The sequence below is a fragment of the Neotamlana nanhaiensis genome, from assembly GCF_000943555.1.
Taxonomy (GTDB): Bacteria; Bacteroidota; Bacteroidia; order Flavobacteriales; family Flavobacteriaceae; genus Neotamlana; species Neotamlana nanhaiensis.
Genome location: NZ_JTDV01000005.1, coordinates 188,111 through 203,496 on the forward strand (window position 1 = coordinate 188,111; position 15,386 = coordinate 203,496).

At 33.7% G+C, this 15,386-nt stretch carries 16 protein-coding genes; 4 read left to right on the plus strand and 12 right to left on the minus strand.

The window, feature by feature from the left end; genetic code table 11:
- Window positions 1-3: 3 nt before the first annotated feature.
- From PK35_RS08365 to holA, 8 genes are all read right to left on the minus strand, one after another.
- On the minus strand, window positions 4-1,080 hold the full coding sequence (locus PK35_RS08365) for an AMP-binding protein (RefSeq protein ID WP_044626253.1): 1,077 nt from the start codon (window positions 1,078-1,080) through the stop codon (window positions 4-6).
- 13 nt (window positions 1,081-1,093) lie between these two features.
- Window positions 1,094-2,026 (minus strand): CPBP family intramembrane glutamic endopeptidase, encoded by a 933-nt coding sequence (locus tag PK35_RS08370; protein WP_044626254.1) that lies wholly within the window; start codon window positions 2,024-2,026, stop codon window positions 1,094-1,096.
- Window positions 2,027-3,064, minus strand: a complete 1,038-nt coding sequence (locus PK35_RS08375) for an o-succinylbenzoate synthase (protein WP_082048554.1) — start codon at window positions 3,062-3,064, stop codon at window positions 2,027-2,029.
- Complete coding sequence (locus tag PK35_RS08380) at window positions 3,065-3,745, minus strand: metal-dependent hydrolase (protein WP_044626255.1); 681 nt, start codon at window positions 3,743-3,745, stop codon at window positions 3,065-3,067.
- Window positions 3,746-3,757: 12 nt separating this feature from the next.
- On the minus strand, window positions 3,758-4,660 hold the full coding sequence (gene menA, locus PK35_RS08385) for a 1,4-dihydroxy-2-naphthoate octaprenyltransferase (RefSeq protein ID WP_044626256.1): 903 nt from the start codon (window positions 4,658-4,660) through the stop codon (window positions 3,758-3,760).
- A gap of 1 nt (window position 4,661) precedes the next feature.
- Window positions 4,662-5,501, minus strand: a complete 840-nt coding sequence (locus tag PK35_RS08390; protein ID WP_044626257.1) for a 1,4-dihydroxy-2-naphthoyl-CoA synthase — start codon at window positions 5,499-5,501, stop codon at window positions 4,662-4,664.
- Window positions 5,502-5,987: 486 nt separating this feature from the next.
- The gene (locus tag PK35_RS08395) at window positions 5,988-6,653 is read right to left on the minus strand and encodes a uracil-DNA glycosylase (RefSeq protein ID WP_044626258.1); all 666 of its coding nucleotides are present in this window, start codon (window positions 6,651-6,653) and stop codon (window positions 5,988-5,990) included.
- A 2-nt stretch (window positions 6,654-6,655) separates the two neighbouring features.
- Window positions 6,656-7,660 carry a DNA polymerase III subunit delta gene (gene holA / locus PK35_RS08400; protein WP_044626259.1) on the minus strand — a complete coding sequence of 335 codons (1,005 nt, stop codon included), beginning with the start codon at window positions 7,658-7,660 and terminating at the stop codon, window positions 6,656-6,658.
- Between the two features lie 102 nt (window positions 7,661-7,762).
- Here holA and PK35_RS08405 point away from each other — a divergent pair, with 102 nt between their 5' ends.
- From PK35_RS08405 to PK35_RS08415, 3 genes are all read left to right on the plus strand, one after another.
- Window positions 7,763-8,203, plus strand: a complete 441-nt coding sequence (locus PK35_RS08405) for a type I restriction enzyme HsdR N-terminal domain-containing protein (RefSeq protein WP_044626260.1) — start codon at window positions 7,763-7,765, stop codon at window positions 8,201-8,203.
- Window positions 8,204-8,205: 2 nt separating this feature from the next.
- A complete protein-coding gene (locus PK35_RS08410; protein ID WP_044626261.1) occupies window positions 8,206-9,195 on the plus strand; it encodes a glycosyltransferase family 2 protein in 990 nt (329 codons plus the stop codon).
- Between the two features lie 95 nt (window positions 9,196-9,290).
- Window positions 9,291-10,127, plus strand: a complete 837-nt coding sequence (locus PK35_RS08415; RefSeq protein ID WP_044626262.1) for an OmpA family protein — start codon at window positions 9,291-9,293, stop codon at window positions 10,125-10,127.
- A 188-nt stretch (window positions 10,128-10,315) separates the two neighbouring features.
- Here the strand turns inward: PK35_RS08415 and PK35_RS08420 are convergent, their stop codons facing one another.
- The 3 genes from PK35_RS08420 to PK35_RS08430 all read right to left on the minus strand — a co-directional run bounded on the left by PK35_RS08420 (window position 10,316) and on the right by PK35_RS08430 (window position 11,969).
- Complete coding sequence (locus PK35_RS08420) at window positions 10,316-10,771, minus strand: phage tail protein (protein ID WP_044626263.1); 456 nt, start codon at window positions 10,769-10,771, stop codon at window positions 10,316-10,318.
- 220 nt (window positions 10,772-10,991) lie between these two features.
- Entirely contained in the window at window positions 10,992-11,339 is a 348-nt protein-coding gene (locus tag PK35_RS08425; RefSeq protein ID WP_044626264.1) for a VOC family protein, read from the minus strand.
- A gap of 9 nt (window positions 11,340-11,348) precedes the next feature.
- Window positions 11,349-11,969, minus strand: a complete 621-nt coding sequence (locus PK35_RS08430) for an L-threonylcarbamoyladenylate synthase (RefSeq protein ID WP_044626265.1) — start codon at window positions 11,967-11,969, stop codon at window positions 11,349-11,351.
- A 44-nt stretch (window positions 11,970-12,013) separates the two neighbouring features.
- Here PK35_RS08430 and PK35_RS08435 point away from each other — a divergent pair, with 44 nt between their 5' ends.
- Window positions 12,014-12,877 carry an alpha/beta hydrolase gene (locus tag PK35_RS08435; RefSeq protein WP_044626266.1) on the plus strand — a complete coding sequence of 288 codons (864 nt, stop codon included), beginning with the start codon at window positions 12,014-12,016 and terminating at the stop codon, window positions 12,875-12,877.
- Window positions 12,878-12,958: 81 nt separating this feature from the next.
- Here PK35_RS08435 and PK35_RS08440 read toward each other — a convergent pair whose 3' ends face one another.
- Window positions 12,959-15,319, minus strand: coding sequence for an ATP-dependent helicase (locus PK35_RS08440; protein ID WP_044626267.1), 2,361 nt, complete (start codon window positions 15,317-15,319; stop codon window positions 12,959-12,961).
- Window positions 15,320-15,386: the final 67 nt, after the last annotated feature.

Here is a 15,386-nt window from a genome sequence, read left to right on the forward strand (position 1 = left end):
TAATTAACACTTTGCTTGGGATAAAGCTAATGTTTTTTGTCTGTGAATTTTACCTGAAGCTGTTTCAACAAACTTAGGTATTTTAATTATTTCTTTAGGTTTTTCGTACTTATCCAACACATCAAAAATTGAAGTATCGAAAGGTTCTTTATCGGTTTCAACCACAAATACTAATTTTTCACCTAAAGTATCATCAGGTTGTGCCGTTACAAAAAACTCTTCTTTTATTTTGCTTTGAAGTTTTCGTTCTATTTGTTCTGGATACAATTTTATACCCCCAGAATTTATAACATTATCGAAACGCCCTAACCACTCAAAAGTGTTTTCAGAATGTATCTTTACAATATCGTTTGTTATAATTTTATTATCAGAAAGTTTTGGTGCGTTAATAACTAAACAATTTCTATCGTCGGTTTCAACGGTAACATCGGTAAGTGTTTTAAAATAATTATCACTTGCAGTAGTTTCAATATGATTTAATTTTTTAACTGCAATATGAGATACTGTTTCGGTCATCCCATAAGTTTCGTATATCTGTGTTTTTTTATTTTGAATAGATTCTACTATGGGTTTTGATACCATACCGCCACCAACAATAATGGTTTTTACCGTATTAATGTAAGGCTCTAATTTTTTAAGTTGCATAGGGGTTAACGCACAAAAATCGTATTGCTTTTCAAAATCGATTACAGGAAGAGCGGCGGGCTGTACCATGTCGAGTTCTAATCCTAAAATGATGGCACGTACAATCATCATTTTTCCTGCAATAAAGTTTGAAGGTAAACAGTGAAGCACTTTATCGCCAGGTTTTAAATTAAAAAAATCGCCAGTTGCCAAAGCAGAATTAATCATGGCTGATTTTTTAATTTTAAGCAATTTAGGCTTCCCTGTAGAACCAGAAGTTTGCACCTCTACATAATCATGCTGATCTAACCAATCTAATAAAAATTCACCTAGTTCTTTTTGGTAGCCGAAGCCTTCTTTTACGTAATTATATGCGATTTCCATTAAATCGTCATACTTGTAACTTAAACCATCTAACTTAAATTTTAGGTGGACATTTTTATAGGTTGGTGTCATAGCTAAGCGTTATTTATTCAATTATTTTATAGTTTTCTTGCACGGGTTCATCAACTTTTCCTAATAGTTTATCTTTCCAATTGTTCCATTTATAAACTTTAGAAAAAAGATACAGAATTATTGGGTAAAACACGATAACAGGCAGTAAAATTTCTGTTATTGTTGTGTTTGCTTCTTCTGCGGTATATCTAAAAATAGCATCGGTTTGTAAAGCCGACCAATCACTAGTTACTAAAAGCGCAGCCATTAAATTATTACCTAAGTGAAATCCTAGAGCCAGTTCTAAACCATCGTCCATTAAAGTCATAATTCCTAAAAGTAAACCCGTACCAATATAAAACACCATAGTAATAAAACCCATTTCGGCAACTTCGGGGTTGGCACTATGCGCAATACCAAACATAACCGAAGTAAAAATTAAAGGAAACCATTTATTTTTTACCAAAATGCCAATATGCTGCATTAAATACCCTCGAAATAAATACTCTTCTAACCCGATTTGAAACGGAAATAAAAGGATGCTTATTACAAAAAGAATGGCAAATTTTACGGGATTAAACTGTAATTCTACTTGACTAGAATCGGAAAAATAAGCCACTGCAAAACTACCAACGGTTAAGGTTACAATTATAAAAAATGAAAAGAAAATACGCTTAAAATCGACCTTTTTTCTTGCTGTGGTTAACGATAACAAACTGCGTTCGTGTAAATAACGCACTAATAAAAATAGTAACCCTAATAAAAACGCAAAAGGCAACAAATTTGCCACTAATGAGATGTTTGATGGAATGGCTTTCATGGTCTCGTAAAGCTTTTCCATATCTTCTTTACTTGTAAATAAAAAAGCAATAAAATTAATTATAAAAATACCCGAAATTAACAAGGCGGTTAGTAAAAACATCCATAATTCGCGTTTGCCTTTGTATGCTTGTTGTATATAATTCATTTATAAATTGAATTTAAAATCTTTATTCATATCAAAACTTAAAGTTCCATTTTTTACCTGTAATGGTGACTCAAAATTATTGGTAAATAATCTACCTGTACCTAAACCTTGTGGCATGTTACTATGTTTTTTGTAAGTGTATTGCGCAATTGCATTAAGCCCAATGTTACTCTCTAAAGCACTAGTAATCCACCAACCAATATTATTGTTTTCTGCAATATTTATCCAACTATCACTTCCTGCAAAACCACCAACTAAACTCGGTTTTAAAATAATGTATTGCGGTTTTATAGTTTGTAGCAATGCCGTTTTGTTTGTTACAGAAAAAACACCAATAAGTTCTTCATCTAACGCAATTGGTAATGGTGTTTGTTCACAAAGTGTCGCCATAGCTTCAGTTTGACCTTGTTTTATAGGTTGTTCTATGGAATGAAGCTCTAAATCTGATAATATTTTTAACTTCTCTAATGCTTCTGAAGCTGAAAATGCCCCATTCGCATCAACTCGCAATTCAATATCGGTTTTAGAAAAACTTTGCCTTATCGATTTTAAAAGATTCACTTCCCTTTGAAAATCGATAGCGCCAATTTTCATTTTTATACACGAAAATCCTGCTTTAATTTTATCCTCAATTTGTTGTTTCATAAAAGCTTCGCTTCCCATCCAAATTAATCCGTTAATGGGGATATTAGCTTCACCAGTAGTAAATTTTGAAGAAAATAAACGAAACGGATTTTCATTATTTAACGACAAAAACGCCGTTTCTAAACCAAATTGAATACTCGGGAATTCTATTGTAGCGTCCAACAAAACTTGTAAGCCCAAATTAATATTTTGGCAAACCCATTGCAGTTTGTCTTCGTAATCGGGTCTGTCATCAATTGAAAGTCCTCGAAATAAACCACATTCGCCTACACCCTTTTTACCATCTTTATCGAGAATTAAAAACCAGGTTTCTTTTGTTTTTAAAACACCTCTTGAGGTTCCGCTAGGTTGTTTAAAATTAAGAATGTATTGTTTGTAGTTAGCAGTAATCATTTACAATTCAATAGATTCCCCAATATTTAAAAGCATTAAATCCTTATCCTTTTCAAAAAACTTTCGTTTGGCTTCCTCGTGGTCAATTTCAATGTAACCAAAAGTATCAAAATGATAGCCTAAAATTTTATCGCATTCTACAAAATCGCTTGCTAAAATAGCATCTTCAATACCCATAGTTAAATCGTCGCCAATAGGTAAAACAGCCAAATCTAACTTAGTTTGCATTGGTATTAATTTCATATCGAACGTTAAAGCCGTATCGCCAGCAATGTAAATGTTTTTATGCTCACTTTCTATAACAAAACCTCCTGGATGCCCGCCATAACTTCCATCGGGAAACGAAGAAGAATGAATGGCGTTTACATATTTTACGGTACCAAACTCAAAGTCCCACTTACCACCATTGTTCATATGATGTACATCTAAACCTTTATTTTGATAATGCGTGGCTATTTCCCAATTGGAAACAATTAACGCATTAGTACGTTTTGCAATAACTTCGGCATCGGCTAAATGATCGCCGTGAGCGTGAGTTATTAAAATATAATCGGCTTTAAGTGCATTAACATCAATTATTTCTGAAGCTTTTTCGTTTGGAGTAATAAACGGATCAACAATAATATTAATATCGTTAATTTCTATACCTAAACAAGCGTGACCGTAAAATGTAATTTTCATGTAATTTTTTATTTAAAGTAATTGACCGACTCCCATCAAAATAGCTAATAATACCGTGGTTAATGCCACTTTTTTAAGTTCGGGATCTAACAATTTTGGTTCTTTATTTTTAACTACCGTTTTTAAGTGTATGAGTAACGGAATAAAAGCAATTAAAAATATTAAATTTAAAGCATTTTTATAAAATACAACTCCAAAAATTATAGCCAAACTTAACGCAGTTATTATTAATGCAAAATGATATATTTTAGCTTTTTGAGCTCCTAATTTAACAGCCAGTGTAATTTTATTGACTTTTTCATCCGAAACTCTATCGCGCATATTATTCAAATTTAACACGCCCATACTTAACAGTCCCACAGTGCAAGCTGGTAAAACCGGAATAAAATCAAGGCTTTTTGCAAAAAGTGTATAACACCCTAAAACACTAACCAAACCAAAAAATATAAATACAAAAATATCGCCCATAGCCCGGTAGCCATAAGCATTGTCGCCCACAGTATATTTCATGGCTGCAATAATTGATGCGACACCAAGTACTAAAAACAAGCTACTTAATAATAAATAATTTGTACCAAACGCCACATAAATAAGCGTAATTGCCAATAATAAAGCGATAACTATATTTAGTTTAATGGCTTTAAAAAGTTGTTTAGGTGTTATTTTGCCCGATTGAATAGCTCGCTCTGGCCCTATGCGTTCGGCATTATCGGTGCCTTTTACGCCATCTCCATAATCGTTGGCAAAATTGGATAAAATTTGAAAACTTAGCGTTGTTAAAATAGCTAAAATACAAACTGACCAACTAAAAACACCTTTATAATGTGCTAAACATGATGCTAAAATTATACCAGAAACCGACAAAGGTAGCGTACGTAAACGCATTGCCGAAATCCATACTGAAAATGTACTCATATTAAGGAATCCATTTTTTATCGAAATTAGGCTTACGTTTTTCTAAAAACGCATTTCTGCCTTCAACCGCTTCATCAGTCATGTAAGCTAAACGCGTGGCTTCACCTGCAAACACTTGTTGTCCTACCATGCCATCATCGGTTAAATTCATGGCAAATTTTAACATTTTAATTGAGGTTGGTGATTTTGCTAAAATTTCCTGTGCCCATTGGTAAGCCGTACTTTCTAATTCATCATGTGGTATTACCGCATTCACCATTCCCATTTCGTATGCTTCTTGAGCAGAATAGTTTCTACCTAAGAAAAATATTTCACGTGCTTTTTTCTGCCCTACCATTTTAGCCAAATATGCTGAACCATAGCCACCATCAAAACTGGTTACATCAGCATCAGTTTGTTTAAAAATAGCGTGTTCTTTACTGGCTAAGGTAAGGTCGCAAACCACGTGTAAACTATGGCCGCCACCAACTGCCCAACCAGGTACAACTGCAATAACAGCTTTAGGCATAAAACGAATTAAACGTTGTACTTCTAGTATATTTAAACGATGATACCCATCTTCGCCAACATAACCTTGATGTCCGCGAGCTTTTTGATCGCCACCTGAGCAAAAACTATACACACCATCTTTAGTAGAAGGCCCTTCGGCAGATAAGAGTACAACGCCAATATTTACATCTTCATTTGCATCATAAAAAGCATCATATAATTCACTAGTGGTTTTTGGCCTGAATGCGTTACGTACATTTGGTCTGTTAAACGCAATTCGGGCCACACCATTACACTTTTTATAGGTAATATCGGTATATTCTTTAGCAGTTTCCCACTTTGGTTGATTCATAAAATTTAATTTTAGCCAAAAATAAGTTTTATTTTGAAAATGTTTAAGTTCACCATAATATAATTTCGTACTCTTTTTCTTGTTAAATTTATACTTTAGCGGATTTTTAAAAATTTAAACCGAATTTATTGTAGTGAAGTTGATAATATTTTATGATAATTTTTACGAATCCAGCAAGAAACAACAATTGAAATTATTCATCTCGTAAAAAGCCCTGTTAACGTAAACTTAATGTAGTACAACTAGTATTAATTATATAATTTTGTTTTAAATTTAATTAACAAAGTGAAAGTTAATTTACATAAATTTTGCATTTAACCGATTTTTTATGTATTTTGCCGATAATTAAAACCCGAATTTATATGATTTTAACAATTACTCTAGTTTTATCTACACTAATCGTAACCAACTTACTGCTTTTAAAATTTAGCTGTAACAAAATTTCAAAGCCAAATAACAGAAAACCTGTTATTTTAAGACCAGACCTTACCATGTTACAGGAAGCTGAGACGCTTGCTCCAACAGGTAGTTAGTTTTACTAAAGTGCTTATTGCCAAACCAAAAACCGCGATTGGCGCTTAACGGTGACGGATGTCCCGATGTAAGTACATGATGTTTTTTAACATCAATCAACTTTGTTTTTTGCTTTGCATATCCTCCCCAAAGCAAAAACACTAAGTTTGTTTTATTATTACTTAGCTGTTTAATTACAGCATTGGTAAATGTTTCCCATCCTTTTTTTTGATGACTCCCTGCTTCATGTTCACGTACCGTTAAGGTTGCATTAAGTAGTAAAACTCCTTGTTTAGCCCAACGCAATAAATTGCCACTTTTAGGATATAAAACACCTAAATCGGCTTCAATTTCTTTAAAAATATTTACTAAAGAAGGCGGATGTTTTATACCATCATTTACCGAAAAACAAAGTCCGTTAGCTTGATTATAACCATGATACGGATCTTGACCAATAATAACCACTTTTACATCGCTAAATGAGCAAGCATTAAAAGCATTAAAAATTTCATGCTCTGGCGGATAACAGGTTTTTGTAGTATACTCTGTTTTAACAAAATCTAATAAATCATTAAAATACGGCTTATTAAACTCGTGGTTTAAATAAGGCAACCAACTCTCATCAATGTTTAAAATCATTTCTAATTAAAAATTTTAAACAACAACTCTTTTAACAAATCTCCTTGTGGTACCGCATTGGCGTTAACACCTTTGCTTTTAACATCAAATTCGCGCAATGTTGCTACAACTGCACTCACCTTTCTCATAGGATAATTTCGGGCTGCATTAATATATTCGTTTACAAAATATGGGTTTATTTTTAATGCCGAAGCGACATTACGTGGCGATTTATCTGCCAACCCATGAAAATATAGTAATTGCGAGAAAAAGTTAAACAATAAGGCTACCGTAACCACTATGGGATTATCTTTGGGGTTATTTGCAAAATAATTAACAATGCTAAACGCCTTTTTAATATTGCGTTCGCCAACGGCTTTTCGTAACTCAAAATTGTTGTAATCTTTACTTATTCCAATATTCTCTTCAATATGAGCGGGTGTAATTTCGGTGTCTTTTGGTAAAATAATTTGAAGCTTTTCTAACTCATTATATATTTTACTTAAATCAGTACCTAAAAACTCTACAAGCATTTGAGCTGCTTTTGGTGTAATCGTGTATTTTTTAGGAGATAGCACACGGCGAATCCAATCGGCAACTTGGTTTTCGTAAAGCTTTTTACTCTCGTAAATTACGCCTGTTTTCTTTATGGTTTTATACAACGATTTACGCTTATCTATTTTTTTGTATTTATAGTTAACAACTAAAATGGTTGTTGGTTGCGGGTTACTCGCGTAACTTGCCAACTTCTCGATATGTCGCGATAAATCTTGGGCTTCTTTTACAATAACCACTTGGTATTCGGCCATCATTGGGTAACGTTTTGCATTGCTTACAATGTCTTCAATAGTAACATCTCTGCCGTATAACAACATTTGGTTAAACCCACGCTCTTCTTCGGTTAAAATGGTATTTTCAATAAAATCGGAAATTTTATCAATATAATAAGGTTCTTCACCCATTAAAAAATAAATGGGTTTTAATTGGCCGTTTTTTATATCGGTTACCAGTTGTTTTACTTCGTCCAAACGTGTATTTATTAAAGATTACAGAAATTAAAATTGAAAATGCATTACAATTATTTCGGAAGAAAAACACCCAAAATAACATTATAATTATAAATTTGCTTTGTGCAAAAACTTAATTTCCCAACATATTCGTTTCGGTTCAAAAATAACGAAAATAAAGTTTCTATTTTTGATAGCATTCGTAAAAAGTTTGTGATTTTACAACCTGAAGAATGGGTGCGCCAACATTGTATTAACTTTTTAATAAACGAAAAAAACTACCCTATTTCTTTAATAAATGTTGAAAAAGAAATTATTATAAACGATTTAAAAAAACGCTACGATATTGTTGTTTTTAAGCCTAACGGAAGTATTTACTTAATTGTAGAATGTAAAGCACCTAAAATTAATATTTCGCAAAGCACTTTCGACCAAATTGCGCGCTATAATTTAAATTTAAAAGCCGATTTTTTAATGGTAACCAATGGCTTAAATCACTATTATTGTGCTATGGATTTTAAAAATGAATGTTATAACTTTTTAGCAGACATCCCTAGTTTTTAATTATGAAAATTGCCATTGTAATATTAAACTGGAACGGAAAACAACTGCTTAAACAATTTTTACCATCGGTTATTGAATATTCACCTGAAGCCGATATTTATGTAGCAGACAACGCATCAACTGATAATTCTGTTAAGTTTTTAAAAGCTGCTTTCCCAGAAATAAACCTCATTCAAAACAACATAAATGGTGGGTATGCCAAAGGTTATAACGATGCTTTAAAACATGTAGAAGCTGATGTGTTTTGCTTACTAAATAATGATGTAGAAGTTACAAAAAATTGGCTACAACCTATTACCAAGGAATTTAACAACGATACAAATACAGCGATTATTCAACCTAAAATATTAGATTTTAAAAACAAAAATTATTTTGAATATGCTGGAGCTGCTGGTGGTTTTATTGATAAATATGGATTTCCTTATTGTCGCGGACGCATTTTTAACACCCTCGAAAAAGATAACGGACAATACAATAATGATTGCGACATTTTTTGGGCAACAGGCGCCTGTTTATTTATAAAACGTTCGGTTTTTACCATATTAAATGGTTTTGATGAACATTTTTTTGCGCATATGGAAGAAATAGACTTATGCTGGCGAGCAAAAAACTTAGGCTTTACTATTAAATACATTGGTAACGCTACGGTATACCACGTTGGTGGCGCCACTTTAAATGCTATAAATCCTAAAAAAACCTATTTAAATTTTAGAAATAACCTTTATATTCTAACCAAAAACGCCAAAGGCCCTCTGTTCCCATTAATTTTTACACGTCTCCTATTTGATGCTGTCGCTGGTATTAAATTTCTACTAGAACTAAAACCATTACATACGCTTGCTATTATAAAAGCGCATTTTGCATATTACAAACACTGTAATACATTACTTAAGCAACGTAAAATGTCCAAAAACAAGATAAAGTATTATCATAAAAAATCTATTGTTCTTGCATATTTCATAAGTAAAACCAAGCATTTTAGCGAATTGTAATTTGGATAGCAAAAGTTTTGTTAAAATGTTAAATTCCTCGCTTTTTTATATATTTTTGTGTTAATCTTAAAGAGAAATTAATCCTAAACAGTATTATGAAAAAAGTTTTAATACTTGGTGCATCAGCTATGTTAGCACTAAGTTCTTGTGTATCGAAAAAACAATTTACAGACTTACAAGCAAAACTCAATGAAAAAGAAGATTTGCTTAACTCTGCAACCGTGAAACTAAACTCTTGTTTAGAAGAAAAAGCTTCTACATCAGCACGAGCAACAGCCTTAGAAGAGCAAATTGCAGATTTACGCAAGTACAATGAAAATTTACAAGTACTATCGGCTAAAGGAGCCAGCAACGTAGAAAAAACCCTTGAAAGTATAAAAGAAAAAGATCTTAAAATTTCGCGTTTACAAGATGCGCTTACCAAAAAAGACAGCGTAACATTAGCTTTAGTTACAAGCTTAAAACGCGAGGTTGGTATTAACGACCCGGACATTGAAGTTAACGTAGAAAAAGGCGTTGTATTTATATCTATTGCCGATAAATTATTATTCCAAAGCGGCAGTTACAATGTAACTAGCAAAGCTAAAGGTGTACTTGCTAAAGTAGCAAAAGTTGTGAATAGCAAACCAGATTTCGAGTGTATGGTTGAAGGTCATACCGATAATGTACCGTATCGTAAAGAGCCCTTGTTAGATAACTGGGATTTAAGTGTAAAACGCTCTACCTCTATTATTCGCGTCTTAGAAAGTTTAGACGTTAACCCAAGCCAGTTAATTGCTGCTGGTCGTAGCCACTACGTACCATTAGTAGATAACGATACCGCTGAAAACCGTGCTAAAAACCGCAGAACCCGTATTGTTATTTTACCAAAAATCGATCAGTTTTACGACATGATTGAAAAAGAAATGAAAAATTTAGAAGCTGGTAATTAATCCACTTTTATAACACTTTAAAGAGGCTGGTTAAAACATTATGTTTTTCCAATCAGCCTCTTTTTTTATGCCTTTAAATGGGCGTTACCCTAAAGGGTCAGGCTTTCGGTAGTCGCTTCCCGACACGTCGGGCGAGCTCCAACAAATACCTCAATCCTTAACGCAAAAACTCAGTGCTGCAAAAAAAATCAGGCACCACTATTAACTATTTGTCCTTCATACGCCAACTCTAAAAGTTCAATAGCTATATTGGGAGCGTCTGCTATTAAGTCCGCTTCAATAATTTTAATAGGCCAAGCCTTAATTAATGTCCAAGTCATTGACACTGCAGAGCTATCATCTATCAATTCAATAACAATTGTTTCCGGATTTACAGTATTCATTATTACAGCACGGTACCAATTCCAGAAGTTATTATCATCTATAAAAACCCCTTTTTTAAGTATTACACTACTTGTTTTGATTCTTTCAAGTTTTTTAACGCTTGAAACCAAATTACTATTACCAAGTAGTTGTTCCGATTCAACATATAATCCTGATACTTCTTGAAAAGCAACAACATTATTAAGAGTCTTAAATTTTACTCGGAAATAAAACTTAGGAATTAGCCATACTGCAACTGATTCTTGACCTTCATCTGCCATAATATTGTAATGTTATGCGTAACAAACTATTTGTTACAGTTATAAATTATTAATAGTATTATCCTAGACATAAGAAACTGCCAAATCAATAATAAAAATAAAACAACTGATGAATCTCAAATAACAAGATTCGCCAATTAAAAACGTATTATAATATTAATTGCTACTTAGGGAAAGAATTTAAATGTAAGAATATTTTTTAAAACAGCAGGTAAAATGGCTAGTTTATGTCTTCGCACCAAACCGCCAATTCATTGCCAGAAGGATCTAGAAACTGGAAACGTTTACCACCTGGAAATGAAAAAGTATCTACCGAAATTTGTCCGCCATTTTTAATAACTTTTGCTTTTATGGCATCTAAATCCTTATGATGCAACACCACTAAAACACCATTAGTTATTGGGGCGTTAGTTTTTTCAAAACCACCTTCAACGCCACTATTTTTAAAGGCTATGTAACTATCGCCATAATCGGTAAACTCCCAGTTAAAACAAGCAGTGTAAAATCTTTTAATGTCTTCTAACTCTTTAGCTTTAAATTCTATGTAGTTTATTGGTGTATTTACCATGTTTTTATTTTAAAAAATTTCTGTGCTTCCTTTACCTTCGCGTACTAGAATGGGTTCACCATCAGATAAATCGATTACTGTTGACGGTTCGTTACCGCCATAGCCGCCATCAATTACCAAATCGACTAGATTATCCCATTTTTCAAGAATAAGTTCAGGATCGGTGGTGTACTCAATAATCTCATCATCATCGCGAATTGAAGTTGAAATAATAGGATTACCAAGTGTTTTTACTATATCTAAAGCTATATTGTTATTAGGAATACGAATACCTACTGTTTTTCGTTTTTTAAACGGATTTGGCAAGTTTTTAGAACCCGGTAAAATAAAAGTATAAGGTCCCGGAAAGTTGTGTTTTAATATTTTAAACACCGAGGTATCAATTTGTTTTACATAGTCGCTTAAATTACTTAAATCGTGACAAATAAATGAAAAGTTAGCCTTTTCAAGCTTCACGCCTTTTATTCTCGCCACGCGTTCTAGCGCTTTTATATTTGTAATATCGCAACCTAAACCATAAACCGTATCGGTTGGATAAATTATTAACCCGCCACGTTTCAACACGTTAACCACCTTCGAGATTTCTTTTTGGTTGGGGTTTTCTTCGTAAATTTTTATAAAATCAGCCAATTTTTGTATCTTATTATACGTTTAAAAATAATATAATTTTAGATATGAAGGTTGGTTTTAAAGTTTTAAGCTATTTTTTTATCGCTGTAACACTTCAAAATTGCTCAACCGCTTCCAACGATACTAACGAAAACACTGAAGAACCTAAATTATATTATCAAGAATTAAATATACCCTATGGTGATGAGAATCGTCAAAAATTTGATTTGTATTTACCTGCCAACCGAACTTTAAATACAAAAACTATCATCTTAATTCATGGTGGTGGTTGGGTTTCGGGCGATAAAAGCGATATGAATACCATTAAAGATTTAATAAGATCTGATTTTCCAAATTTGGCTATCGCAAACCTAAATTATCGCTATGCAAATTCCGAAAACAAGCCCTACCCTATGCAAACCAACGATATTACTAGCGTGATTACTTATTTAAAAAGTAATGCTGAAAAATACACCATATCGAATAACTTTGGGTTTATTGGCGTTAGCGCTGGTGCACATTTATCGTTATTATGGAGCTACGCACTCGACACCGATAAAAGCATAAACATGGTTTGCAGTATTGTAGGCCCTACAAATTTAACAGATCCGGCTTATCTAAATAACACAAGTCCTGAGCTACAAGCTCTTTTAAATATGTTTGGAGAAACACCGGATATCGCTTATTTGGAAGAAGCAAGTCCGTTGCACCAACTCACAGCAAGCGCCCCACCTAGTATTTTATTTTACGGTGGACAAGATCCTTTAATTCCAACAACTCAAGGTACCGATTTACGGGATAAACTGGCTGCGTTAAACGTAACACATCAATTTACTTTATACCCAAACGAAGCTCATGGTTGGGAAGGTTTAGCATTACTTGATACTTGGACGAAATTAAAAGCGTTTATACAAACGCATTTAAATTAAACGAATTCTTTATTTTCTAGATTTAAAATAGACTTAACAAAAACGATGAACGGCTACAACTTTGATAGTTCGAACCGTTACTTATCCAACTACCTCCAATTTAGCAAAACGAAGCAACAACTTTTTAACACCAACTTGAAATTTAATTTCAGCTTTTGTATCTGGCCCTGTTCCTTCAATTTTTATAATTTCGCCCGTTCCAAAACGGTTGTGCTTAACCGTATTACCAACAGCAATATTATTATCGAATAAATTAGCACTTCCCGTTTCCGCATTACTTTTACCTACAGGTTTTAAATTTTTAGGTGTTGGTGCTTGATATTTTTCTGCTGCTTTTTTTGTTGTTCCTTTTTGAAACTTTGGCCGTTTTGCTGGTTTAAAACGTACATTATTAGCATCGGTTCTCCTAGGTTGATCTGGCATAACATCGCCAAAAATATCGGCAGAAAGCATCGGGTTTATGCGGCGTTCTTCAATAGGTGTTTCTATTTCTAGATATTCTTCATCTATTTCTTCAATAAAACGACTTGGTTCAGAATCTACCAGTTTTCCCCAACGGTAACGTGACAGAGCGTACGTTAAATAAGCCTGTTTTTCGGCTCGCGTTAAGGCTACGTAAAACAAGCGGCGCTCTTCTTCAAGCTCACTACGCGTGTTCATACTCATGGCACTCGGAAACAAATCTTCCTCTAAACCAACAATGTACACATACGGAAACTCCAATCCTTTTGCTAAGTGAATCGTCATAAGCGCGACTTTATTGCCATCATCTTTATCGTTATCCATATCGGTAGAAAGGGCTACATCTTCTAAAAATTCGGCTAACGATCCTGTAGCATCGGCAATTTCTCTTTGGCCTTCAACAAAATCCTTCATACCGTTTAAAAGTTCCTCAATATTTTCCATTCTGGTAACACCTTCGGGCGTGCCATCTTTATTAAACTCTCGAATTAAACCACTGGTTTTGGTTACATATTCAGCAAGTTCAAAAACATCAGCCGTTTGGTTCATGACTTGGAAACTTTCAATAAGCGTCACAAAATCTAAAAGTTTACGCTTGGTACCAGAGTTTACTTTAACATCGGTTTTATCGATGTTTTTCATCACCTCAAAAATCGAACGGTTATAACCATTGGCGGCAACCATAAGTCTATCAACCGTTGTCTGACCAATACCGCGTGGCGGAAAGTTAATAACACGCTTTAAAGCTTCTTCGTCTTTTGGATTAATTATCAACCTTAAATACGACAATACATCTTTAATTTCCTTACGCTGATAAAAGGATAATCCGCCATAAATTCTATACGGAATATCGCGTTTACGCAAAGCATCTTCAATAGAACGCGATTGTGCATTGGTACGATACAAAATGGCAAAATCACTATTTTGAAGCTGATGATTCATTTTATTATCAAAAATAGTACTTGCTACATAGCGACCTTCATCGGCATCGGTTAACGAACGATGCACCACAATTTTGCCGCCATCGTCGTTGGCAGTCCAAACCACTTTATCTAGTTTGGTTTGGTTTTTATCTATAACCGAGTTTGCTGCGTTAACAATGTTTTTTGTTGAACGGTAATTCTGCTCTAAGCGAAATACTTTTACATCCAGATAATCTTTCTGGAAGTTCAAAATATTATTGATGTTTGCGCCACGGAAGGCATAAATACTCTGCGCATCATCACCCACAACACATATATTTTGAAACTTATCGGATAAGGCACGTACAATTAAATACTGCGAGTGGTTGGTATCCTGGTACTCATCAACCAAAATGTATTTAAATCGGTTTTGGTATTTAGCTAAAACCTCAGGAAAACGCGTTAAAAGTTCGTTTGTCTTTAACAACAAATCATCAAAATCCATCGCACCAGCTTTAAAACAACGCTCTACATAGGCTTTATAAATCTCTCCCATTTTTGGGCGTCGCGCCATAGTATCGGCTTCAATTAGTTCTGGATTTTGAAAATAGGCACGAACTGTAATTAAACTGTTTTTATATGATGAAATTCGCGAACGAACTTGTTTGTACTTGTAAATATCTTTATCCAAATTCATTTCTTTGATAATATCGCGTATCAATCGATCTGAATCTTGAGTATCGTAAATGGTGAAATTACTTGGATAACCTAGTCTATCGGCCTCAATACGTAAAATTTTAGCAAACACCGAGTGAAACGTTCCCATCCATAAATTTTTAGCTTCGCTTGCACCAACAATGCTGGCAATACGCTCTTTCATTTCGCGAGCGGCTTTATTGGTAAAGGTTAAAGCCAATATATTAAACGGATCGATGCCTTTGCTCATCATATAAGCAATTCTAAAAGTAAGCACACGTGTTTTACCCGATCCCGCACCAGCAATAACTATCATGGGACCATCTATTTGTATGGTTGGCGCTAATTGCGCGTCGTTTAACTGACTTAAATATTTCTCCAAAATCTACAAGTAATTTAAAGGCGTGAAATTAACCATTGTTTAGCTTTTATTTAAAAGCTTTTATTAA